The 22,939-nt window shown below is 70.5% G+C and carries 20 protein-coding genes; 10 read left to right on the plus strand and 10 right to left on the minus strand.

Annotated features, from left to right (window positions below; translation table 11 throughout):
- Positions 1-29: 29 nt before the first annotated feature.
- Positions 30-1,220, plus strand: a complete 1,191-nt coding sequence (locus QRN44_RS08075; RefSeq protein ID WP_175116654.1) for an acyltransferase family protein — start codon at positions 30-32, stop codon at positions 1,218-1,220.
- Here the strand turns inward: QRN44_RS08075 and QRN44_RS08080 are convergent.
- Positions 1,217-2,317, minus strand: a complete 1,101-nt coding sequence (locus QRN44_RS08080) for a hypothetical protein (RefSeq protein ID WP_175116653.1) — start codon at positions 2,315-2,317, stop codon at positions 1,217-1,219. The two genes, QRN44_RS08075 and QRN44_RS08080, sit on opposite strands and share 4 nt — an antisense overlap.
- Before the next feature lie 10 nt (positions 2,318-2,327).
- Positions 2,328-2,795 carry an NUDIX hydrolase gene (locus QRN44_RS08085; RefSeq protein ID WP_285038801.1) on the minus strand — a complete coding sequence of 156 codons (468 nt, stop codon included), beginning with the start codon at positions 2,793-2,795 and terminating at the stop codon, positions 2,328-2,330.
- Between the two features lie 97 nt (positions 2,796-2,892).
- On the opposite strand from QRN44_RS08085, the gene QRN44_RS08090 reads away from it, so the two are divergent.
- Positions 2,893-3,897 carry an aldo/keto reductase gene (locus QRN44_RS08090; RefSeq protein ID WP_175117160.1) on the plus strand — a complete coding sequence of 335 codons (1,005 nt, stop codon included), beginning with the start codon at positions 2,893-2,895 and terminating at the stop codon, positions 3,895-3,897.
- A gap of 204 nt (positions 3,898-4,101) precedes the next feature.
- On the opposite strand, the gene QRN44_RS08095 is transcribed toward QRN44_RS08090, so the two are convergent.
- Entirely contained in the window at positions 4,102-7,575 is a 3,474-nt protein-coding gene (locus QRN44_RS08095; protein WP_285038802.1) for a bifunctional proline dehydrogenase/L-glutamate gamma-semialdehyde dehydrogenase, read from the minus strand.
- A gap of 89 nt (positions 7,576-7,664) precedes the next feature.
- On the opposite strand from QRN44_RS08095, the gene QRN44_RS08100 reads away from it, so the two are divergent.
- Positions 7,665-8,555 carry a LysR family transcriptional regulator gene (locus tag QRN44_RS08100; RefSeq protein ID WP_121293249.1) on the plus strand — a complete coding sequence of 297 codons (891 nt, stop codon included), beginning with the start codon at positions 7,665-7,667 and terminating at the stop codon, positions 8,553-8,555.
- A 112-nt stretch (positions 8,556-8,667) separates the two neighbouring features.
- Complete coding sequence (locus QRN44_RS08105; protein WP_079000486.1) at positions 8,668-9,537, plus strand: aldo/keto reductase; 870 nt, start codon at positions 8,668-8,670, stop codon at positions 9,535-9,537.
- Positions 9,538-9,624: 87 nt separating this feature from the next.
- Here QRN44_RS08105 and QRN44_RS08110 read toward each other — a convergent pair whose 3' ends face one another.
- Entirely contained in the window at positions 9,625-10,374 is a 750-nt protein-coding gene (locus QRN44_RS08110; protein WP_285038803.1) for an IclR family transcriptional regulator, read from the minus strand.
- A gap of 196 nt (positions 10,375-10,570) precedes the next feature.
- On the opposite strand from QRN44_RS08110, the gene QRN44_RS08115 reads away from it, so the two are divergent.
- The 3 genes from QRN44_RS08115 to QRN44_RS08125 are packed head-to-tail and all read left to right on the plus strand — an operon-like array spanning position 10,571 to position 13,163.
- Positions 10,571-11,296, plus strand: coding sequence for a CoA transferase subunit A (locus QRN44_RS08115; RefSeq protein WP_285038804.1), 726 nt, complete (start codon positions 10,571-10,573; stop codon positions 11,294-11,296).
- A gap of 5 nt (positions 11,297-11,301) precedes the next feature.
- On the plus strand, positions 11,302-11,994 hold the full coding sequence (locus QRN44_RS08120) for a 3-oxoacid CoA-transferase subunit B (protein WP_436278696.1): 693 nt from the start codon (positions 11,302-11,304) through the stop codon (positions 11,992-11,994).
- Positions 11,991-13,163: an acetyl-CoA C-acyltransferase gene (locus QRN44_RS08125; protein WP_121292924.1), complete on the plus strand. Its 1,173-nt coding sequence runs from the start codon at positions 11,991-11,993 to the stop codon at positions 13,161-13,163. The genes QRN44_RS08120 and QRN44_RS08125 overlap by 4 nt, the downstream gene beginning before the upstream one ends.
- Before the next feature lie 58 nt (positions 13,164-13,221).
- Here QRN44_RS08125 and QRN44_RS08130 read toward each other — a convergent pair whose 3' ends face one another.
- Entirely contained in the window at positions 13,222-13,791 is a 570-nt protein-coding gene (locus QRN44_RS08130) for a dihydrofolate reductase family protein (protein WP_079000480.1), read from the minus strand.
- A gap of 83 nt (positions 13,792-13,874) precedes the next feature.
- Positions 13,875-15,305, minus strand: a complete 1,431-nt coding sequence (locus QRN44_RS08135) for a glycoside hydrolase family 30 protein (protein WP_285038805.1) — start codon at positions 15,303-15,305, stop codon at positions 13,875-13,877.
- 199 nt (positions 15,306-15,504) lie between these two features.
- Between QRN44_RS08135 and QRN44_RS08140 the strand changes: the two genes are divergently transcribed.
- Complete coding sequence (locus tag QRN44_RS08140) at positions 15,505-16,221, plus strand: NUDIX domain-containing protein (RefSeq protein ID WP_285038806.1); 717 nt, start codon at positions 15,505-15,507, stop codon at positions 16,219-16,221.
- Positions 16,222-16,328: 107 nt separating this feature from the next.
- Here the strand turns inward: QRN44_RS08140 and QRN44_RS08145 are convergent, their stop codons facing one another.
- The 4 genes from QRN44_RS08145 to QRN44_RS08160 all read right to left on the minus strand — a co-directional run bounded on the left by QRN44_RS08145 (position 16,329) and on the right by QRN44_RS08160 (position 20,092).
- Positions 16,329-17,657 (minus strand): M20/M25/M40 family metallo-hydrolase, encoded by a 1,329-nt coding sequence (locus tag QRN44_RS08145; protein ID WP_285038807.1) that lies wholly within the window; start codon positions 17,655-17,657, stop codon positions 16,329-16,331.
- Positions 17,654-18,454: a carbon-nitrogen hydrolase family protein gene (locus QRN44_RS08150; RefSeq protein ID WP_285038808.1), complete on the minus strand. Its 801-nt coding sequence runs from the start codon at positions 18,452-18,454 to the stop codon at positions 17,654-17,656. The genes QRN44_RS08145 and QRN44_RS08150 overlap by 4 nt, the downstream gene beginning before the upstream one ends.
- Before the next feature lie 58 nt (positions 18,455-18,512).
- Positions 18,513-19,478, minus strand: a complete 966-nt coding sequence (locus QRN44_RS08155) for a DMT family transporter (protein WP_079000470.1) — start codon at positions 19,476-19,478, stop codon at positions 18,513-18,515.
- A 155-nt stretch (positions 19,479-19,633) separates the two neighbouring features.
- Positions 19,634-20,092 (minus strand): MarR family winged helix-turn-helix transcriptional regulator, encoded by a 459-nt coding sequence (locus tag QRN44_RS08160; RefSeq protein ID WP_175116642.1) that lies wholly within the window; start codon positions 20,090-20,092, stop codon positions 19,634-19,636.
- Positions 20,093-20,265: 173 nt separating this feature from the next.
- Here QRN44_RS08160 and QRN44_RS08165 point away from each other — a divergent pair, with 173 nt between their 5' ends.
- On the plus strand, positions 20,266-21,483 hold the full coding sequence (locus tag QRN44_RS08165) for an MFS transporter (protein WP_285038809.1): 1,218 nt from the start codon (positions 20,266-20,268) through the stop codon (positions 21,481-21,483).
- 133 nt (positions 21,484-21,616) lie between these two features.
- Positions 21,617-22,693 (plus strand): phosphotransferase family protein, encoded by a 1,077-nt coding sequence (locus QRN44_RS08170; protein WP_285038810.1) that lies wholly within the window; start codon positions 21,617-21,619, stop codon positions 22,691-22,693.
- Positions 22,694-22,939 lie beyond the last annotated feature (246 nt).

Genomic DNA, 22,939 nt, shown 5'->3' on the forward strand with positions numbered 1-22,939 from the left:
ACAGAAGCATCCTAGAGTGGAGATCCGGCGTGACCACCGCCGTCCGATCATCCTGGAGCACCATGCCGTCACCGGAGAACCACGCGACCGGAAACCCCCGACGCGACCGCCGACCGGCACCCCGCGTCGACCACACCGCCTTCGCCGGTGCCCGCGCCGTCGCCGCCTGGTGGGTGGTGTTCTCACACTCCGCGGACTGGCTGTTCTCCGTGCTCCCCGAGCTCTCGTGGCTCGCGCCGATGGCCCACACCGGACTCGCCGTCGACGTGTTCTTCGTCTTGAGCGGGTACACGATCGCCCGGGCCTACCTGCATCGACGCTGGACCTGGCCCACCTACGGTCGCTACCTCCGGAACCGCTTCGCGCGGATATACCCGGCACACGTGACCGTGCTCCTCGCCTTCGTGCTGCTCTGCGTCGGCGGGGCGATGGTCGGTGTCCCAACGGACGACGGGGCGTTCCCGCCCATCGGCCTCCTCGCCGAACTCACCCTCACCCGCGCATGGTTCGGCGACGCACTCTGGTGGAACCCACCCGCCTGGTCGCTGTCGGCCCAATTCCTCACGTTCATCCTGTTCCCGGTGTTCGCCCTCGCCCTCCGCGACCGGATGCGCGGCCCGGTCCCGGTGATCGCCCTCTCGGTCGGGCTCGTCTCCACGACGACGATCGCCGCCGCCATCGCCCCGTCGGCCATGAACGGCATGGCGACCCCGGCCGTCCGGGTGCTGTGCTGCTTCGCGCTCGGCATCTGTCTGGCGGAGTGGACGGCAGCCCTCCCGGTCACCCGACGAGCGGCGTGGGTCGCCGCAGGAGGCGCCAGCGGCCTGGTGGCGGCGGCGATCGCACTCGAACCCGGAGCACCACGAGCCTGGGCCGCGATCACCTTCGCGGCGATCATCGTCGGAGGGCTGGCGGTCGCGAGCCCGCGCTCCACCGCGGTGCTGCGCAGTCGCCCCGCGCGCATCCTGGGGCAGCTCTCGTTCTCCACGTACCTCGTGCACGTCTTCGTGCTCATCCTGCTGGCGAAGGCGATCCCGCCGAACGCCGTCGACGGCATGCCGTTCCTCCTCCGGGCTCCGATCAGCCTGGTCTGGTTCGGCTCGATCCTCGCCGCGTCCTGGCTGCTCCACACGCTCGTGGAGGTGCCGTGGCATCGCAGACTCGCAGCACCGCGGACGAGCCGGGCCGTCCATGCGGACGGATCGGCCACCGGCGCTTAGGCGTTCGTGCCCGCCAGCGGACGCCGCGCCGCCCGGACGCCCCGCGCGATGCGCTCGGGGAGCCGCAACGCGGCGCTGACGAAGGCGAGGACCGCCACGGTGAGCGACACCCACAGTACGGACCAGGCCGCATCGGTGGGTGGGCCCAGCAGGAGCGACGCCGCCGCGTCCCCGACGCCGCCGGGGATCGCGACCGACACCGCGAGGACGAGGGCGAGTCGGGCAGCGCCGAGCAGGAGGAGCGTCAGGCCCGCTGCGAGGAGGACACCGATCGCCGCTCCGGCGACGGTCCGGCTCGGGTTGCGGCGGCCCAGCCAGAGCAGGATCACCCCGAGTGCGATGAGCCCGATCGCGAGCCAGGGCGACCAACCAGCCGCCGTCTCGATCACCTGGATCCCACCGAGTACCGGCGCGACCTGCGACGCCGGGACGACGTCGACCACGCGGTCGACGTCCGGGATGGCGGCCGCGAAGCCGAATCCCGCGTCGACCAGCCACGAGCGGGTCGCGGAGACGATCGGCCCCAACTGCACACCCAAGCCCTGCTCGGCCGAGACGTCGATGACCGCCCCCTGGGAACCGGAGACGCCGGCGACGAGCTGCTCATGCGTGACCCGGAGGGCTTCGGTCCAGGCGGTCGCGAACGCGGGCGAAGCCGCGAACTCGGCGACGTTCCGGCGCAGGACCTCGCGCAGCGCATCCGCGGTGTCGCCACCGATCGCACCCAGCACGTCCGAGATCGCCGGCGGGAGCGAGAGGGTCGCCGCGAGGTCGGCCGGCACCGCAGCCGCCGCGTCGAGGTCGACCTGACTCTCCAGCGCGGCGAGCGCCTGGTCCCCCACGAAGGCTTGGACGGCCGGGTCCGTGGCCAGTGGGGCGAGGGTGTCGACGAACGCGTCGGTGTCGCGGAGCATCGTGTCCGCCCACGTGCTCACGAGGGCGACCGGGATCAACAGGGCGCCGATCACGATCGCGACTGTGCCGAAGAACCCCCACGCGCCCGCTCCGCGTCGAACCGGCTGCTCGACGGCCTCCGCACGGAGCGCGTCGAAGGTGACGAAGTCGTTGCGGGCGTCGGACGACGGGTGATCGGTCACGCGCCCGAGTCTACGAGTGGGCGCCGCCCGGGCGCCTGAATTCCCGAGACCGAGCGATCGCCTCGACCGCCGCCACCGTCGACACGGTCACCCGTTCCGGCAACGCGTCGAGCCGGAACCACCGGAGACCGCCGTGCTTCTCCGGCTCTCGGAGTTCAGGCTCGCCCGCGGTGTCCTCCGCGAGGTACACCGGCGAGATCCAGTGCTGGTGCAGCGCCTGCTCGAAATGGTCGACGACGCACAACAGCTCGATCGAGCCGAGCTCGAGCCCGGTCTCCTCCCGAGCCTCACGGCGGACGGCATCCTCGAGGCGCTCCATCCAGTCGACCTTTCCGCCGGGGATGCCCCAGGAACCGGCCTCGGGCTCGCGGAGGCGCTCGAGCAGGAGGATCCGACCCTCGCGGACGATCGCGACCCCGCATCCGGAGCGCGGGTGCGGCAGAGGCTCTCCAGCGGGTGGAAGCGTGGTGGACGACACGTGCTCACGCTACTCGACGCCGCACCGGCCCGGCCGTGAACGATCACGGTACGCTTGCTCCCGGCACCACGACGATTCGATGATGAAAGCGCAGACCATGCCCTACGAAGCAGCCGAAACCCGTTACGACGACATGACCTACCGCCGAGTGGGCCGCAGCGGACTGCGCCTCCCCGCGCTGTCCCTCGGTCTCTGGCACAACTTCGGCGAAGGCCGCAGCATCGAGGTCCAGCGGGCCATCGTGCGCCGCGCCTTCGACCTCGGGATCACCCACTTCGACCTCGCCAACAACTACGGCCCGCCCGCGGGTTCCGCCGAGACCGCCTTCGGCCGCATCTTCGCCGAGGACCTCGCCGCCCACCGTGACGAGATCATCATCACCTCGAAGGCCGGCTACTACATGTGGCAGGGCCCCTACGGCGAGTGGGGCTCGCGCAAGACCATGCTGTCGTCGCTCGACCAGAGCCTCGGCCGTATCGGTGTCGAGTACGTCGACGTCTTCTACTCGCACCGCCCCGACCCGGAGACCCCGATCGAGGAGACGATGGGTGCGCTCGCGACGGCGGTCAAGCAGGGCAAGGCGCTGTACGCCGGCATCTCGAACTACTCCCCCGAGCAGACCATCGCCGCGGTGGCCGCGCTGCGTGAGCACGGTGTCCCGCTGCTCGTGCACCAGCCCCGCTACTCGATGTTCTCCCGCGAGGTCGAGGACGGCCTGCTCGACACCCTCGACGACCTCGGTCTCGGTGCCGTCGTGTTCAGCCCCCTCGCGCAGGGCATGCTGACCGACCGCTACCTCGGCGGCACGGTCCCGTCGGACTCGCGTGCGGCGACGAGCCACTTCCTCAACGAGGAGTCGATCACGGACACCTACCTCGAGCGCGCCCGCGGCCTGCAGGCGATCGCCGAAGAACGCGGCCAGACGCTGGCGCAGCTGGCGCTCTCGTGGGTACTGCGTCGCGACACGGTCACGTCCGCGATCATCGGCGCCAGCTCGGTCGAGCAGCTCGAGGGCAACTACGCGGCGATCCACCGGTTGGACTTCGACGACGCCGAGCTCGCGCGCATCGACGAGTTCGCCGTCCACGGCACCCTGCGCTAGCCACCGCTCCCTTCGGCCGATCCCCCGCTCTGTCCCCGACTCAGGAAAGCTCCGGCGCGTCGCCCCCGCACCCACCCGACCCGCCGAGGTTCTCCTGAGACAGGTCCACAACTCAGGAGGATGCCGGCGTGTGATACAGAACGCCCCGGTGTGTCGGGATGACACGCCGGGGCGTTCCTGCGTTGCGAACCGCGCGGAGTCGGATCAGATGAGCTCGTCCGAGAGGTGGTTCGGCGTGCCGAAGCGGTGCGCCGTGATCGAGACCGCCTGCTCCTGGAGGAACGGCAGCAGCTCGATGCGGCCGGCCTCGGTGACGTCGCCCGCGTAGATCGCGACGTCGGGGCTGCCGGAGGTCGCGTGGGCGACACCCTCGGTCGTCCCGCCGATGATCCGGACGCGCGCGCCGGCCTTCGTCCCGACGAGTGAGGCGGCGGTCACGTACCAGCGGTCCTCGCTCTCGACGGTGATCCCACCGGCGATGGCCTCGACGGCCGGGACGAGCTTCGGCGGCAGCGCGACGGCGGACGACACGTGCACGGTCGCGCCCGCGGTCGCACCGGCGGCGACGACGCGGAGGAGTTCCGCGACCGAACCACCGTCCACAAGACGCACGTGGACCTCACGAGGCACGTACCGGAACACGTTGCGCTCGGCGGTCAGCTTCGAGACGTCCTTCGCGACCCCGAACTCGTCCGCCCACGCGGCAGCGTCGCTCGCGACAGACCGACGCAGGAACGCGAACTCGTCGGCGGTGAGCACCGCGTCAGCGGCACGCAGCAACGAGGCGACAGCGGGCTTCGGGCCGCGGCGCTCCGCCGACCGACCGACGGTGCGCTCAGCCGTGCTCTCGGCGCTGGTCCACGAGCCGAGACCGATGAGGTAGTTCGGTCCGCCGGCCTTCGTCCCCGCACCGACGGCCGACTTCTTCCAACCGCCGAACGGCTGACGCTGCACGATCGCGCCGGTGATGCCGCGGTTCACGTACAGGTTGCCCGCCTGGATGCCGTCGAGCCACAGGCGCAGCTCGGCCGGGTTCAGGGAGTGCAGCCCGGCGGTGAGGCCGTAGTCGATCTCGTTCTGGATCGCGATGGCCTCCTCGAGGGTCTCGGCCGTCATGATCCCGAGGATCGGGCCGAAGTACTCGGTGAGGTGGTACTCGGAGCCGCGCGCGACGCCCGCACGGACGCCTGGGCTCCACAGCTTGCCGCTGTCGTCGAGCTGCTTCGGCTCGACGAGCCACGACTCACCGGTGCCGAGCGTCGTCAGGCCGCCGAGCAGCTTGCCCTTCGCCGGCTCGATGATCGGGCCCATCTGCGTGCTCGGGTCGACCGGGTAGCCGACCTTGAGCGACGTGACGGCGTCGACGAGCTGGTGACGGAAGCGGCGCGAGGAGGCGACCGAACCGACCAGGATCACGAGCGACGCGGCCGAGCACTTCTGGCCGGCGTGACCGAAGGCCGACGCGACGACGTCCTTCACCGCGAGGTCGAGGTCGGCGCTCGGCGTGACGATGATCGCGTTCTTCCCCGACGTCTCGGCGAGGAGCGGCAACTCGGGGCGGAAGGAGCGGAACAGCTCCGCGGTCTCGTAGCCACCGGTGAGGATGACGCGCTCCACCGCCGGGTGGGCGATCAGGCGCTCACCGAGCGAGTTGTCGGCCAGCTGGGCGAAGCGGAGCACCTCGCGCGGCACACCGGCCTCCCACAGCGCCTCGATCATGACGGCACCGCTGCGGCGAGCCTGACGGGCGGGCTTGATGATGACGGGCGATCCGGCGGCGAGCGCCGCGAGGGTCGAGCCGGCGGGGATGGCGACGGGGAAGTTCCACGGCGGGGTGACGACGGTGAGCTTCGCGGGGGTGAAGGTCGCGCCGTCCACGTGATCGAGCTCGCGGGCGCGCTCGGCGTAGTAGTGGGCGAAGTCGATCGCCTCCGACACCTCGGGGTCGGACTGGTCGAGGGTCTTGCCGGTCTCGGACGCCATGACCTCCATGAGGTCGGCGCGACGCTGCTCGAGGACGTCGCCGGCGCGGTGCAGGATGACCGCACGCTCGGCGCCGGAGAGCGACCCCCACGAGGCGCCCGCTGCGGTCGCCCCGTCGATGACGGCGTCGAGGGCTTCGACGCTGTCGAGGATGGACGCGGCGACGGTGTCGTTCCCGAGCCGCGACTCGGCGACGCGGGTGAGGATGTCGCGTCCCCAGACGCGGTTCGCGGGGAGCGACGGGTCGGTGTCGGGGGTGTTCTCGAACGCGTCCACCGGCGAGGCCTCTGCGGGCTTCGTGCGGTCCTGCTGCCGGTTCGGCGCGGGGACGGTGGTGTCAAGCTCCGCAAGCGACGCGAGGAATCGCTGCTGCTCACGGGCGAAGAGGGTCTCGTTCTCACTCAGCTCGAACACGGCGGACATGAAGTTGTCCTGGCTCGCGCCCTCCTCCAGGCGGCGGATGAGGTACGCGATGGCGACGTCGAACTCCTGCGGGTGCACGACCGGCGTGTAGAGCAGGAGCTCGCCGACGTCGCGCTTCACGGCCTCGGCCTGACCCTGGGCCATGCCGAGCAGCATCTCGAACTCGACGCCGCGCTCGACGCCACGCTGCTTGGCGAGCAGCCAGGCGAAGGCGATGTCGAAGAGGTTGTGGCCGGCGACGCCGATGCGCACGTTGTCGATGCGGTCGGGGTGCAGGGCGTACTCGACGACGCGCTTGTAGTTGGTGTCGGAGTCCTGCTTGGTGGACCAGGTGGCGAGCGGCCAGTCGTGGAGGGAGGACTCGACCTGTTCCATGGGGAGGTTGGCGCCCTTGACGATGCGCACCTTGATGCCGGCTCCGCCCGCGGCACGACGACCGGCCGACCACTCCTGGAGACGGATCATCGCGGAGAGCGCGTCGGGGAGGTAGGCCTGCAGGACGATGCCGGCCTCGAGGTCGTGGAACTGCGGAAGGTCGAGGAGCTTGGTGAAGACCGCGATGGTGAGGTCGAGGTCCTTGTACTCCTCCATGTCGAGGTTGATGAACTTCGCAGGTGTCGCCTTGGCGGCACGCTCGAACAGCGGGGTGAGGCTGGTGACGACGTGCTCGACGGCTTCGTCGAACGCCCAGACCGAGTGGGGGCTGACGGTCGACGACACCTTGATCGACACGTAGTCGACGTCGGGGCGCGCGAGCAGCTTGTGGGTGCCCTCGAGACGACGTGCCGCCTCACCCGTGCCGAGGACGGCCTCGCCGAGCAGGTTGACGTTGAGCCGCGTGCCGGGCGTCTTGATCTTCGCGATCGCGGGGCCGAGCTTCTTATCGGTGGCGTCGACGACGAGGTGGCCGACCATGTTCCGGAGCACCTTGCGGGAGATCGGGATGACGACGCCGGGCAGGATCGGGGCGAACGCACCACCGCAGCGGACGGCGGCCTTCAAGTACCAGGGGAGGAATGCGGGCACCTTCGGGGCGATCGTCTGCAGGGTGCGGGCCGCGACGCGGAGGTCCTCCGGACGCACGACGCCGTCGACGAAGCCGACCGTGAACTCGAGGCCGGTCGGGTCCTTCAATACACCGGCGAGCTGCTGCGCGGAGGCGTCGGCGGGGATCGTCGAGGCCGTCTGGAGCCAGCGGCGGACGAGGGCGATGGCCTCGGTGGCGAGGGCGTCGCGGTCGAGCTGCTGCGTCGATGCAAGAGTGTCGGTCATGGAGCCAGTATCGGCGTCTGGACCAATAAGATACAGCGAAGGTTTTCGAATGATATCCATCGGTTGAGCCGATGGTTTTGGAGGGCACCGTGCTGGACGTCCGACGGCTCCGCCTGCTGCGCGAACTCAAGATCCGCGGGACGATCGCCGAGGTCGCCTCCGCCCTCAACTTCAGCCCCTCTTCGGTGTCGCAACAGCTCTCGGTCCTCGAGCAGGAGACCGGCGTCGAGCTCCTGCGGAAGGTCGGTCGACGGGTGCAGCTCACCCCACAGGCCGAGATCCTCGTGGGGCACACGGACGCGCTCCTCGACACGCTCGAGCGCGCCGAGGCCGACCTCGGGGCGTCCCTCACGACCGTGTCGGGCACCATCCGCGTCGCGGTCTTCCAGTCGGCGGCGCTCGCGCTCATGCCGGCGGCCCTGAGCGCCATGCGGCGCGACCACCCGGACGTCCGCGTGGAGATGGTGCAACACGAGCCGGAGACCGCCCTGGCCGAGACCTGGGCGCGCGACTTCGACGTCGTCGTCGCGGAGCAGTACCCCGCACACGCCGCCCCGCGGCACCCCGGGCTCGACCGCCGTCAGCTCGCCACCGACCCGATCCGACTCGCGTGCCCGCCGGTCGCGAACGAGATCCACCCGGTGCTGCGCATCGAGGATGCGGCCGACCTCCCCTGGGTGATGGAGCCGCACGGAGCGGCGTCACGCCACTTCGCCGAGCAGTTGTGCCGCCGCGCGGGGTTCGAGCCCGACGTCCGTTACCAGACCGCCGACCTGCAGGCGCAGATCCGGTTGATCGAGTCCGGCAACGCGGTCGCCCTCATCCCCGACCTCCAGTGGGCGGGCCAGCCGGCCAGCTGTCGCCTCGTCGACCTGCCCGACCTCCCGCGACGCACCATCTTCACCTCAGCGCGCGAGGCCGGCGTCACCCGCCCGGCGATCGTCGCCTTCCGCGCCGCCCTCGAGGCCGCTGCGGCCTGACGGCCACCGAGGGACCCCGTCGAGAGGCTCGGGGACCGAACGCAAGGGGGGTGCGCCTCCCAGCCGCCGGTGCTTGGCTGGACTTTCCGCATTCCTCCGAAGGAGCACCCGCATGACCGACACCACCACACGCCCCGCAACCGCCGCCGGCACCTTCTCGCTCGGCGGCGACCTCACCGTCAACCGACTCGGCTACGGCACGATGCAGCTGACCGGCGAGGGTGTCTGGGGCGAGCCCGACGACCGCGACGGCGCCATCCGCCTGATCAAGCGCGCCGCCGAGCTCGGCGTGAACTTCTTCGACAGCGCCGACGCCTACGGCCCAGACGTCACCGACACCCTCCTCCGCGAAGCGCTGCACCCCTACGACGACATCGTGATCGCGACGAAGGTCGGACAGACGCGACAGGGTCCCGGCGAGTGGACGCCAACCGGCGTGCCCGCCTACCTCCGCCAGCAGGTCGAGCTCGGCCTCCGTCGTCTCGCCGTCGACCGCATCGACCTCCTGCAGTTGCACCGGATCGACCCGACCGTGCCGTTCGAGGACCAGATCGGCGAACTGCGCAAGCTGCAGGACGAGGGCAAGATCCGACACATCGGCCTCAGCCAGGTCAGCGTCGCCGAGGTCGAGGCGGCCCAGCAGATCGCTCCGATCGCGTCGGTGCAGAACCTCTACAACCTCACCGACCGCTCCTCGGAGGACCTCCTCGACTGGTCGACCGAGCACGGCGTCGCCTTCATCCCGTGGTTCCCGCTGGCGACCGGCGCCCTCAGCAAAGAGGACGGCCCGCTCACACAGCTCGCCGAGCGACACGACGCGACCCCGTCGCAGCTCGCGCTGGCCTGGCTGCTCAAGCGCTCGCCCGTCATGCTCCCGATCCCGGGGACGTCGAGCATCGAGCACCTCGAGGACAACCTGCAGGGCGCGACGATCGAGCTCACCGACGACGAGTTCGAGGAGCTGTCCGCCGTCTCGGAGTAGTACTCGCCCTTCGACAGGCTCAGGGACCGGACCGCCGGTCACTGAGCCTGTCGAAGTGCGGCTCGGCGCAGGGACCGACCGCCCGCCTCAGCGGAGGCGCTTCGACAGCTCGTGCGCCTGCTCCAGCAGCAGGCCACCGAGGAACGCCTGGCGCTCAGGCCGGAACCGGGACTCGATCCCGGTGAGACTGAGCGCCCAGGCGGGCTTCCCCGCCGCATCGAAGACCGCCGCACCCATGCCCCAGCTGCCTTCGAGGATGAGCGCCGGGTTCACCGCGTACCCGCGCTCGCGCGTCTCACGGATCCGCTCGCGCACGCGATCGGCGGCATGGGCCTCGCCCCACCGCTCGTCGAGGTCGGCGCGACCCAGGTAGTCGTCGATCTCCCCGTCGCTAGAGAACGCGAGGATCGCCAGTCCTGCCGACGCGACCCCCAGCGGGAAGCGGACCCCCTCCGTCAGGACGAACGACCGCACTGGGAAACTCCCCTCCTCGCGCAACAGACACACGGTCTCGAAGCCACGGCGCACCGACAGGAAGGCGCTTTCGCCGCTCTCGTGCGCGAGGATCCGCACGCTCTCCCGGGCGAGCTCCGCGACGTCGTACCGCTCCGCCGCGAGCGATCCGAGGAGGAACAGCTCCGGACCGAGGTGCCACCGGGCGGCGCGGAGGTCGTGGTCGAGGAAGCCCTCGGCAGCGAGCGAGGCGAGCAGGCGGTGCGCCGTCGGCCGTGTGAGCCCGGCGGCCGCGGCCACCGCCGAAGACGACGCCCCGCCGGGATGCTCCGACACGATCTTGAGGATCCGACTCACGCGCGAGACGACCTGGGCGCCGCGCATCCCCTCAGCCACGTCGCACCATCAGCTTGTCCACATGGTGAGCCTACGCCGCAGCCGGGACCACGTCATGAGCGAATCCGGGATCGGGCCCGATGCCACCTTTGACACCGCAGTACGGCTGTGACTGACTACTGGAGAGACGATCGGCTTGCACCACCATGTGGTCAAGCCGGCACGCCATCCACAAGGGAGTGACATGACGAAACACTGGTCGAGCGCCGCCGAGGCGTTGCACGAGGTCGTCCAGGACGGAGCGACCGTCGCGGTCGGCGGGTTCGGCCTGAGCGGCAACCCGACCGACCTCATCGAGGCCCTCCGGGACACCGGTGCCACCGACCTCACGATCGTCTCCAACAACATGGGCGTCGACGGAAAGGGCCTCGGCATCCTCCTCGAGAACCGACAGGTGCGGAAGGTCGTCGCGTCGTACGTGGGCGAGAACAAGCTCTTCGCCAAGCAGTTCCTCGACGGCGAGCTCGAGGTCGAATTCACGCCGCAGGGCACGCTCGCCGAGCGGCTGCGCGCGGGCGGCGCCGGTATCGCCGGGTTCTACACGAAGACCGGCGTCGGCACCCCGGTCGCCGAGGGCAAGCCGACGGAGGTGTTCGACGGGGAGACCTACGTCCTCGAGCGCGGCATCGTCGCCGACGTGGCCCTCGTGCACGCGTTCCGCGCCGATCGCGAGGGCAACCTCGTCTTCCGGCACACCGCGCGGAACTTCAACCCGATCGTCGCGACCGCCGGCCGGCTGACGATCGCCGAGGCCGAGGAGGTCGTCGAGGACGGCTACCTCGACCCGAACAGCGTCGTCACCCCCGGCATCTTCGTCCAGCGCCTCGTCACGGCGACGCCGCGGGTGAAGGACATCGAACAGCGCACCGTCCGCCCGGCGGCCGCCACCACGACACCGGCAGGAGCCTGATCATCATGTGGACGAGAGACGACATGGCCGCGATCGCGGCGACCGAACTCCGCGACGGCGAGTACGTGAACCTCGGCATCGGGATCCCGACGCTCGTCGCGAACCACGTCCCGCCGGGGGTCCACGTCACGCTCCAGAGCGAGAACGGCCTGCTCGGCATGGGTCCGTTCCCGATCGAGGGCGAGGAGGACGCCGACCTCATCAACGCCGGGAAGCAGACGGTCACGCTCCTGGAGGGCGGGAGCTACTTCGACTCGGCGACCTCGTTCGGCATGATCCGCGGCGGCCACGTGCAACTGGCCATCCTCGGTGCGCTCCAGGTCTCGGGTGCGGGCGACCTCGCGAACTGGACGATCCCGGGCAAGCTCGTCAAGGGCATGGGCGGCGCGATGGACCTCGTCGCCGGGACCCCGCGGGTGGTGGTCGTCACCGAGCACGTCGCGAAGGACGGCAGCCCGAAGATCGTCGAGCGGTGCGATCTCCCGCTCACCGGCGTCGGTGTCGTCGACCGCATCATCAGCGACCGCGCCGTCTTCGATATCGTCGAGGGGACGCTCGTCCTGCGGGCCTTCGCGCCCGACACGAGCGTCGCCGAGCTGCGCACCCTGACGGGCGCGGAGTTCTCCGTCGAACTCGACCCCACCACCACCGGCGAGGTGCCGACCGCACCCGCCACGCCTCAGGAGGCACACGCATGAGCACCGTCATCGTCGGGTACGCCCGCACCCCGTTCGTGAAGTTCAACGGGGCGTTCGCGTCCGTACCCGCCACCGAGCTCGGCGCCCACGCCATCCGCGCGGCCCTGTCGCGGGCGGGGGTCGACGCCGCCGACGTCCAGCAGGTCATCGCCGGCCAGGTGTTGCAGGGCGCCGCCGGCCAGAACCCCGCCCGGCAGTCCGCCGTCGGGGCCGACATCCCCTTCACCGTCCCCGCCATCACCGTCAACGCCGTGTGCCTCTCCGGCATGGAGGCGATCGTCACCGGCACGCGTCTCATCGACGCCGGCGAGGTCGACGTCGTCGTCGCGCTCGGCCAGGAGTCGATGAGCCTCGCCCCGCACGCCTGGTCGGGCTCGCGCGCCGGCAAGCGCTATGGCGCCATCGAGCTCGTCGACACCCTCGACCACGACGGCCTGACCGATGCGTTCGAGCACCGGTCGATGGGTTCGTCCACCGAGGAGCGCAACGGCCCGCTCGGCATCGCACGCCCGGAGCAGGACGCCTGGGCGGCCGGGTCACACCAGCGGCTCGCAGCAGCTGCGGACGTCCAGGCCGAGGAGATCGAACCCTTCTCCGTGCCGGGTCGCAAGGGTCCGACCGTCGTGAGCGCCGACGACGGACTGCGCGCCGACACCACGGCCGAGTCGCTGGCCGGGCTGCGTCCCGCGTTCGGCGGCGAGGGAACGATCACCGCGGGCAACTCCTCCCAGATCACCGACGGAGCGGCTGCAATCGTGCTCATGAGCGAGCAAGCCGCTGCGGCACGGGGACTCACCCCGATCGCACGCGTCGTCGCGCACGCGCTCGTCGCCGGACCCGACGTCAGCCTGCACGCCCAGCCCTCGAACGCGATCGTCGCAGCCCTCGCGAAGACCTCCCACACGACGGGCGACCTCGCAGCGGTCGAAATCAACGAGGCGTTCGCCGCCGTGTCGGTCCACTCCACGAACGAGCTCGGCGTGGATCCCGCGATCGTGAACGCGAACGGCGGCGCGATCGCCCTCGGTCACCCGATCGGCGCTTCCGGTACGCGGATCGTCGGCCACCTCGCCCGTCGTCTCGCCGCCGCCGGCTCGGGTTCGATCGGTGCCGCCGGTATCTGCGGTGGTGGCGGCCAGGGCTCCGCGATCATCCTCGAGGCCGTCTGATCCGTGAGGTGAGGCATCTGGTCGCTCCCGGGGTATCCCCGCGACAGACTGCCTCACCTCAGACGGGCTCGCCGGTGACGGTGTAGCGGAGGTGGACGACGCCGGCCTCGAAGCGACGCTCGTCGACGAGTTCCAGGCGTCGCCGGAGGTTGGCCGGCAGCGCACGCAAGCCGCCACCGACGATCACCGGTGAGAGGAACAGCTGCACCTCGTCGACGAGCCCCGCTGCCATCGCCTCGGCTGCGAGGTGCGGGCCGCCGACGCTGAGGTCGCGGTCCGATTCCGCCTTCCACCGGCGAACGGCCTCCGGGTCGAACGATCGCTCGAGCGTGGTCCGTGCCGTCGAGACCGCATCGAGCGACGTGGAGTACACGACCTTGTCGGCCGCGAGCCACAGAGCCGCGAAGTCGGCGATCTCGCGAGGCTCGTCCGGCAGCTCGTCCGCCGTCTCCCAGAACGTCATGATCTCGTACATGCGTCGGCCGAACAGGTAGGTGCCGATCGGCCGGGAGAGCTCGTTCACGAAGGCGTGCACCTCGGCATCCGGGGCGCTCCAGTCGAAGCGGCCCTCCTCATCGGCGAGGTAGCCGTCGAGCGAGCTGATCGCCGAATAGATGAGCCTGCCCATGTGTCCTCCGTCGCCGGTGCCGGTACGCGAGAGGCTAGGCCGCAGAGGCGACCGCCCACAAGGGGTGGCTCCGGCACCGACGGTCAGGCGGGCGGGATCACGAGCGTCACGAAGGAGTCGGCCGGCAGGGTCGGGGTGATGACGTCGTCGCCCACCACGATCTGGACGGGGAGCGGCTCGCCGAGGTCGTTCTGCATCACGAGCACGACGACGCCGTCCGGGTTGCGGAAGGCGAGCAGGTTCTCGTGCCCGGTCCAGCTCATCGTTGCGAGCCGCTGCGCTCCCGGCTGCAGGAAGTGCCCCAGGTGCCGCATGAGGAAGTACTCGTGCGTGTAGCGGAAGGCCCGGGTCTCGGGATCCACGACGACGAGCGAGTTCTGCGCCCAGCCCCAGCGACTGACCCCTCCCTCGGTGAGCGCGAGGTTCCAGTACGTGTAGGCCTGCGCGCCGTGCGTGAAGAAGTGGCGCATGAGTCCCCAGGTGTGCCGCACGAAGCGCCAGTCGTTCCGGCCGTCACCGCACTCCTGCTCGGTCTGGTACAGCGCGAGGTCCGGGTGGGCGTGATGCACCGCGGCGATCGCGCCCTTGCCGGCCCATTGGAATCCGACTCCGGCGACCCAGGGACCGGCCGCCGGATCCCGGAGCACGGTCTCGATCTGCGCGTCGTGCGGCCGCTCCTGCGTGCCGAGGAAGACCCGCACTCCGAGACGGTCCATCTCCGGCCCGAGGACGGCGATGAACCGAGCGAGCCCCTCGGCCGTCCACACACAGCTCGGGAACACCTGCGCCGAGTTGAACTCGTTCTGCGGCATGACCATCTCGACCCGGATGCCCTCCTCGCCGTAGGCCTCGACGAAGCGGGCGAAGTACCGGGCGTAGGTCTCGAGGTAGCGGTCCTCGAGGATGAAGAGATCCGTCCCCTCGGAGCCCAGCTGGTCGTCACGGATGCCGTTGTCGACGCCTGACTCCGCCCAGGGTCGCGCGGCCGCGTAGTGCCCGTTCGTCTTCATCCAGGTGGGCGGGCTCCACGGCGACGCCCAGAGGCGCAGGTCGCCCTGGTAGCGCTGTGCCGCCTGGATGAAGGGGACGAGCGTCGCGCGGTCGTGGTCGATGCTGAACTGCTCGAGGTCGAAGTCGCCGTCGACCTCGTCGTAGGAGTACCAGTCGGTGGAGAAGTCGTTGGCGCCGACGGGCATGCGGCAGAGCGAGAGGTTGAGCCCCGCGCCCGGCGTGAAGAGGTCGGACAGGATGCCCTCTCGGTCCTCCTCGGACAGGAGCCCGAGCGCGGTCCAGCCGAGTTCGTTGAAACACCCGCCGATGCCGTCGACGGTCTGTTGCGGGTTCGTCACGTCGACCATGACGTTCGGCATACCCGCGAGTCGACCGAACCCGAGGGCCTGCTGCTCCTGCCAGGGGGCGTCCTGGGTGGTCACGACCCAGGCGACCGACCGCGCCGATGCCGTGGTGCCTCCGCTGGCGACGGGGCTGCTACTGGCGGGACTGCTGCTCGTCATCGAGTGCCTTTCGACGGGGGTCCTCCGTGGACCGCGACCGGTGCTCCCACCAGTATGTTGCAGAACCCGCGAAAACCGAAGACCGGTCGCCATTCACGATCGAGCGCGTCGCGCAGCAGGGCTCTCCCGGGCGGCGCCCCCCCCCCCCCCCGGGACATCCCGCTCGTATGCGGTTCGCAGGCGGTCGTACACTCGATGGATGGCCGATTCCACGACGGTCCGGGAGCCGCAACCCGGAGCAGACCTCCCCGACGCCCGCGGGCGCACCGGCCTGCACCGGACCGGTCTCGACCTCACCGGCAACCCGCGCGTCCAGGTGACCGACGTGGAACTGGTCGCCGCCGCCTGGCACGTCCTCCGCCGGACGACCCTGCGGGTCCAGGACCGCTCAGGCGCATGGTCGACGCAGCAGCGCGAGACCTACGACCGCGGCAACGGCGCGACCATCCTGCTCTACCACGGTGACTCCCGGAAGGTCCTGCTCACCAGGCAGTTCCGCTACCCGGCCTACGTCAACGGACACCCGACCGGCGAGCTCATCGAGACCGCCGCGGGCCTGCTCGACGACGACGATCCCGAGACGGCGGTCGCCCGCGAGGCCCGCGAGGAGACCGGATTCGCGGTCGAGGCCGTCCAGCACGTGTTCGACGCCTTCATGAGCCCCGGCTCCGTGACCGAGCGCCTGCACTTCTACGCGGCCGAGTACGACCCCGCTGCGCGTCGCGGCGACTGGGGCGGGCTCGCCGAGGAGGGCGAGGAGATCGAACTCCTCGAACTCGACATCGACGACGCGGTCGCGCGCATCGGTGACGACATCATCGACGCGAAGACCATCATGCTGCTGCAGTGGGCGAGGCTCTCCGGTCCGTTCGCAACGGCGACGACGCCTGTTCCGCCTGCACCACCCGCACGCTAGTACCGCCGAGACTCCCGGACCCCGAGCTCGCCAGAACCCCGTGCCACCCGACCCCGGGTGGCCGATCGGCGAACCCGAACACCGGTCGGCCCCCGGTCCCCTGCCCGTCAGACCGAGCGGATGATGTCTGTGAGCACCGCGCAGCCGAAGTCGAGCGCATCGAGTGGCACACGTTCGTCGACACCGTGGAACATCCCGGGGAAGTCGAAGTCCGCCGGCAACCTGAGCGGGATGAACCCGTACCCCGTGATGCCGAGTCGGCTGAGCGCCTTCGCGTCGGTGCCGCCGGGGATGAGGTGCGGGAGCACGGTCGCACCGGGATCGTGCCGCTCGATGACCGCTTCGATCACCGAGACGAGCTCACCGTCGTTCGGCGACTCCATCGCGATGAGCTCCAGCTGGACCTCGACGTCGACCCCCTCGCCCGCCGCCTCCCGGATGCGCGCGATGACCTCGTCCCGCTGGCCGGGCAGGAACCGGGCGTCGACCGTCGCGGTCGCGGACTCGGGGATCACGTTCTCCTTGTACCCGCCGGTGATCATGGTGACGTTCGCCACGTTCTGCAGGCCGGCGCGCAGCCGCGATGCGCTGGGACCGACGAGCGCGGCGAGTTCGAACGGCGACAGCTCGGAGGACGCTCCGGTCAGTTCGCGCAGTCGCTGGAACAGGTGCGTCGTGGTCTCGGTGAACGACACCGGCCAGTCGAGCGCGCCGATCCGGCCGACGGCGGCGGCGAGCTTCACGATCGCCGAATCCTGGCTCGCGAGCGAGGCGTGACCGGCGGCACCGTGGGCGGTCAGGCGCAACCAGAGCACGCCCTTCTCACCGGTGTTGAGCAGGTACGCGCGGGTGTCGGCCCGTTCGCCGAGGGTGACGCTGTACCCGCCGCCCTCGCTGATCGCGTCGCGGACGCCGGCGAACTGCTCCGGGTGGTGCTCCACCATCCACTGCGAGCCGAGGACGCACCCGGCCTCCTCGTCGGCGAAGAACGCCAGGACGACGTCGCGCTCGGGCTGCTCCCCAGCCGTCACCATGCGCCGGACCGACGCGACGATCATCGCCACCATGTTCTTCATGTCGACGGCGCCGCGGCCCCACAGCATGCCGTCGGCGATCTCACCGCCGAACGGGTCGACCGTCCACGCGGCCGCGTCGACCGGGACGACGTCGAGGTGCCCGTGCAGCAGCAGACCGGGCAGCGTGCGGTCACGACCCGGCCATCGCGCGACGAGGTTCGTCCTGCCGGGCTCTGCCTCGAAGCGCTCGCACACGATCCCGACCTCACCGAGCAGGCGTTCGACGAGGTCCGCCGCGCGGGACTCGCCGACGGCACGCCCGCCGCCGTAGTTCGAGGTATCGATCCGGATGAGGTCGCGCGTGATGGAGACGACCTCCGAGAGACCGACCGGGTCGCTCACGCGTTCGCCCACGCTCATTCGGCGGTCCGCGGGACCACGGTGAACCGGCGGTTGGCGAGCGAAGGCACCCGCGCCCGCAAGGTGTCGAGCCGCGCCGGATCGAGCTCGGCGAACACCACACCGGGTGCCTCGCCGGCGGCGGCGATGACGACGCCGGCGGGGTCGACGATGATCGAGTTGCCGGTGGCGAGCGGGCCGGTCTGGTTGGCGCTCACGACGTAGGCGGTGTTCTCGATGGCCCGGGCGCGGACGAGGGTGGTCCAGGCGTCCTCCTTGCCCGGGCCGACGATCCACATCGCGGGCAGCAGGATGACGTTGGCGCCGGCGTCGATGAGGCGCCGCGCGCTCTCCGGGAAGCGGAGGTCGTAGCAGGTGAAGGCCCCGATGCGGAGGTCGCCGAGCTCGAGGACGAACGGTTCGGTGAGCTCGCCGGCCGAGATGCCGTCACTCTCGGCGTAGCCGAAGGCGTCGTAGAGGTGCACCTTCCGGTACGTCGCGGTGATGTTCCCCTCGGCGTCGATCGCCACGAGCGTGTTGTAGGGCAACCCTCCGGGGTTCTCCTCGATGGTGCCGACGACCGTCGGGAGGGAGCGCGCTGCGGCTGCGGCGGCGACGCCCGTGATGAAGGGGCCGTCGAGTGGCTGGGCGATCGCGGCGAGCGCGCTCGGCGGCTCCGAGGTGGCGTAGCTGCTCATCTCCGGCAGCACGAGCAGTTCGGCGCCGCCCGCCGCGGCCTCACCGAGCAGGGCGACCACACTGGCGAGGTTCTCGTCGATGTCCGTTCCGGCGGAGAACTGCCCTGATGCGATGCGCATGTGAAACCTCGTTCCGTGGGAAGGGCCGTGACCGTCAGCGCGCGGCCGTCCAGCCACCCTATGCCGAGAGTGGGGGCGTGCGCCGCCGGAGCCGGAGCCGGCCCTGGCTCACGAGGATGCCGAGCACGACGATCACGCCGCCCACCGGCTCGTTCCAGTGCAGGACCTCACCGAGCACGAGGATGCCGAGGACGACACCGACGAGGGGTGTGAGGTAGGTGACGGTGGACGCCGCCGTCGGACCCCAGGAGTCGACGATCGTCGTCATCCAGATGTAGGCGACGCCGGTACCGAGTGCTCCCAGGGCGAGCATGCTGAGGACGACCGGGACGTCGAGCGACACCGGCTGCATCGCGATGAACGGCGAGAGCACGAGCATGATGACGGCGGCGAGCGAGATCTCCACGGCCGAGATGACCACCGCGTCGTAGCCGTGGGTGCCGAGGACGAACTTCCGGAGGTAGACGAAGGCGATGCCGTAGCAGAGGGTCGCGCCGAGGCAGGCGAGCTGAGCCGGGATGGACTCGAGGATCGCCGGGTCGGCCAGGACGCGCCAGGGACCGACGACGATCGCGACGCCGAGGGCTCCGACGAAGATACCGAACACCTGCAGGCCGTTCAGCCGCTCCTTCGGGAGGAACACCGCGCCGACGGCGAGCGTCATGATCGGTGTGGTCGCGTTGAGGATGCTCGACAGTCCGGACGGCAGGAACTGTCCCGCCCAGGAGAACAGGAGGAACGGGGCGACGCAGAGGAAGACGGAGACGACGGCGAGGTGCGCCCAGAGTCGACGCTCCCGCGGCCAGCGGCGTCGGGTGACGAGCATGATGATGCAGAGCGTGACGGCGCCGAGCACGACGCGGGACAGTGCGACCTGCGTCGGAGCGAGTCCGGTGAGGCCCGTCTTCATGAAGAGGAAGCTGGCGCCCCAGATGAGCGCAGCGCCGAGATAGGCGCCCAGCACCCTGCGGGAGCCTGGTGCGACGAGCGCGGTGACACGGGTGTTCGGTGCTGCGGTGCTCATCGTGCTCCCTCGGGTCGGACGACTCAGCTTGGCATCACCCGCCGACGCGCCTGCACCGTTCTGCGACGCAAACGTCCTTGTTTCAGGCCTCCTCCGGCACGCCGCCCTGCTCCCCGGGCGACGCGCCGGAGTTCTCCTGAGAACGGTCCGGTCGATCAGACGGTGGACGGGACGGGCTCCAACCGGTGGATCGCTTCCACGAGCGGCGCGAGCTCCGGGAGCGACTCCGCGATGGTGAGCGACTCCTCCAGGGCGCGATCGTGCACCGGTCGGGCCTCCTCGAGCAGCGCCTTCCCGGCCGCCGTGAGCTCGGTGTAGACCCCGCGGCGGTCGTCGGCGCACAGCACACGGGTGAGGAGCGCGCGATCCTCGAGGCGGTTGACGAGCCGGGTGGTGGCGCTCGGCGACAAGGCCGTCGCGCGGGCGAGCTGCTGCATGCGCATGTGCCAGCCGTCCTGGCGCCCCAGGGCGTCGAGCACGGTGTACTCGACCACCGAGAGCCGGGCCTCGGCCTGCAGCGCACGTTCCAGATCGGACTCGATCGATCCGTACAGGGCGGCGAGCGTCCGCCACCCCTGCGCGCGGATCTCAACAGCGTCGTCGGCGATGCCCATCGGGACTCCTCGGTTCGAACATGGATCAATTGATTGCAGACGCACATAGTTGCTTGCGCTATTACCTAGCGCGTGCAACGATATCGATCACGCGTCTGCAACTATCAGCGTACGCGTCCCACCCTCCGGCCACCAGCACTCCCCCACGACCCCCAGGAATCGCAGGAATCGTCATGCCACTCGGTCTCATCGCCCTCGCCCTCGGCGGCTTCGGCATCGGCCTCACGGAATTCGTCATCATGGGGCTGCTGCCCGAGGTGGCGGCCGACTTCAGCGTCTCGGAGGCCGCAGCCGGCTGGCTCATCTCCGGCTACGCCCTGGCCGTCGTCGTCGGGGCGCTCGCCCTCACCGCGGCGGTCACCCGGCTGCCGAAGAAGCCCGTCCTGCTGGCCCTGATGGTGCTCTTCATCGCCGGCAACCTCGTCTCCGCACTCGCCGGCGACTACCAGGTCATGCTCGCGGGCCGCATCCTCGCCGCCCTCAGCCACGGAGCGTTCTTCGGTATCGGCTCGGTGCTGGCGGCGGCGATGGTCCCCGCACACAGACAGGCCGGCGCGATCGCGATCATGTTCACCGGCCTCACCGCGGCGAACGTGCTCGGCGTCCCCTTCGGCACACTGCTCGGCCAGCACTTCGGCTGGCGCTCGACCTTCTGGGCCATCACGGTGATCGGGGTCATCGCCTTCATCGGCATCCTGACCCTCGTGCCGAAGCCGAAGCGCGACGGGGCCCCGGCATCACTGCTCGCCGAGCTGCGCGCATTCCGCTCCGGACAGGTCTGGCTCTCGATCGCCGTCACGGTCCTCGGCTACGGCGGCATGTTCGGCGCCTTCACTTACATCGCGTACACACTCACGGAGGTCAGCGGCTTCGCCTCGATCACGGTGCCGTGGCTGCTCATCCTCTTCGGCGTCGGACTCCTGGTCGGCAACATCGTCGGCGGCAAGGCGGCGGATCGGAACATCGACCGGACGCTCATCGTCGTGATCGCGGTGCTGACCGTCATCCTGGTCATCTTCGCCGCGACCGCGCAGTCGCCCGTAGCCACCGTGATCGCCCTTGTCCTCATGGGTGGCTTCGGATTCGCGACCGTGCCCGGCCTGCAGATGCGGGTGATGCGGTACGCGTCGGCTGCGCCCACGCTCGCCTCGGGAGCGAACATCGCCGCGTTCAACCTCGGCAACGCGCTCGGCGCCTGGCTCGGCGGCGTCACGATCACCGCGGGTCTCGGCTACACCTCGCCGATCTGGGCCGGTGCGGCCATCACCCTGCTCGGGCTGATCGTCATCATCGGCGCGTCGAGCGCCGCGAAACGCGCCCGCCGTCGTCCACGACTCCTGCAGGATGAGCCCGCCGACGCCGCCCGCCAGGAGATCCCGCACCCCGCGTGATCCGCGCACGACTCCAGCAGGAGTTGTGGACGCTCAGGGCTGCGCACCTCGACAAGCTCGGTGACCGCGGTAGGGGCGCTCGGCGAGCTGGCCAGCGGAGGGCGAAGGTCGCGGGGCGCGCTACCGTGGGCGGATGAGCCGAACGCCTCGCCCCAGTGACACCATGATCGCGGTCGCCGAGCACTGGGCGGCCGAGCGACCGGCGATGCAGCCCGGCGGCCCGACCATCACGATGCTCGGGGCGGGCACGGCGAACGAGGTCGCAGCGGTCGAACTCGACGGCGGCGAGCGCGTCATCGTCAAGCTCTCCCCCGCCGACGCCGACGGGCTCACCTACGAGCGCTCACTCATGGCGACCGAGGCGCTCGCGCTGCGCATCCTCGGGCGTGCGGAGGTGCCGCAGCCGGAGATCGTCTTCGAGGCGACGCTCGACGGACGCGACGCGCTCGTCATGAACGAGCTCACCGGCCGGCCGGCGAACAGCACCGAGACCGTCCCCCTCGCCCGCGACGTCCTCGGCCGCACGCTCGCCCGTCTGCACGAGGCGGGTCGCACGCCGTTCCACGTGGAACCAGGCGACGTCGACATCCCGGCGCAGGCTGCGTCCACCGATCCGTCGACCGGGCTCGCCGAGGGGAAGCGGTTCGGCTACCCCGTACGCCCGGAGCTCCAGGCGGCGAGCGCAGCCGACGCCTACCGACTCGTCGTGGAGGCCGTCCTCGCCGACGCCCTGCGGTTCGACGTCGACCTCCCGGTCGCGGCGGACGAGATCCGACGCCTGATCGACACCGCACTTCCGGCCTTCGACAGCGTGAGGGAGCCGACACTGGTCCACTTCGACCTCTGGGAGGGCAACCTCCTCGTCATGCCCGAGCACGGGGCGGAGGCCGCCCAACTGACCGGCGTCATCGACCATGAACGCGCGCACTGGGCCGACCCGACCGCCGACCTCGTCTCCCTGGCGCTCTTCACCGACGTGCCGGAGACGGTCGCCGCCGACTCGGAACTCCTCCGCGCCTACCGTGAGGTAGCCGGCCGCGAGCTCCTCCCCGACGAGGACGCCCGGACCCGCGCGCGCCTGTGGTCGCTGTACCTCGCACTCGTCATGGTGGTGGAGGGCGTTCCGCGCGGCTACGAGGGTGACTGGTTCGACGAGCACGACGCGTCGGTGCGCACGTGGATCCGCGACATCGCCGCATCGCTCGCCTGAGCCGCCTCCCACCCGCGGTCCCTGGTCAGCCCTCCCTCGGTCCCTGAGCCCGCCGAAGGGCGCCGACCAGCCCCGGTCCCTGAGCCTGTCGAAGGGCACCCCGTGGACACTTCGACAAGCTCAGTGACCGAAACCCGAGCCCAGCGACCAGGACCCACCGATCCGGACGCCCAGTCCCTGAGCGTGACCTCCCCCGGTCCCTGAGCCTGTCGAAGGGCACCCCGTGGACACTTCGACAAGCTCAGT

This window comes from Plantibacter sp. lyk4-40-MEA-4 (assembly GCF_030209415.1).
GTDB classification, from domain to species: Bacteria; Actinomycetota; Actinomycetes; order Actinomycetales; family Microbacteriaceae; genus Plantibacter; species Plantibacter flavus_A.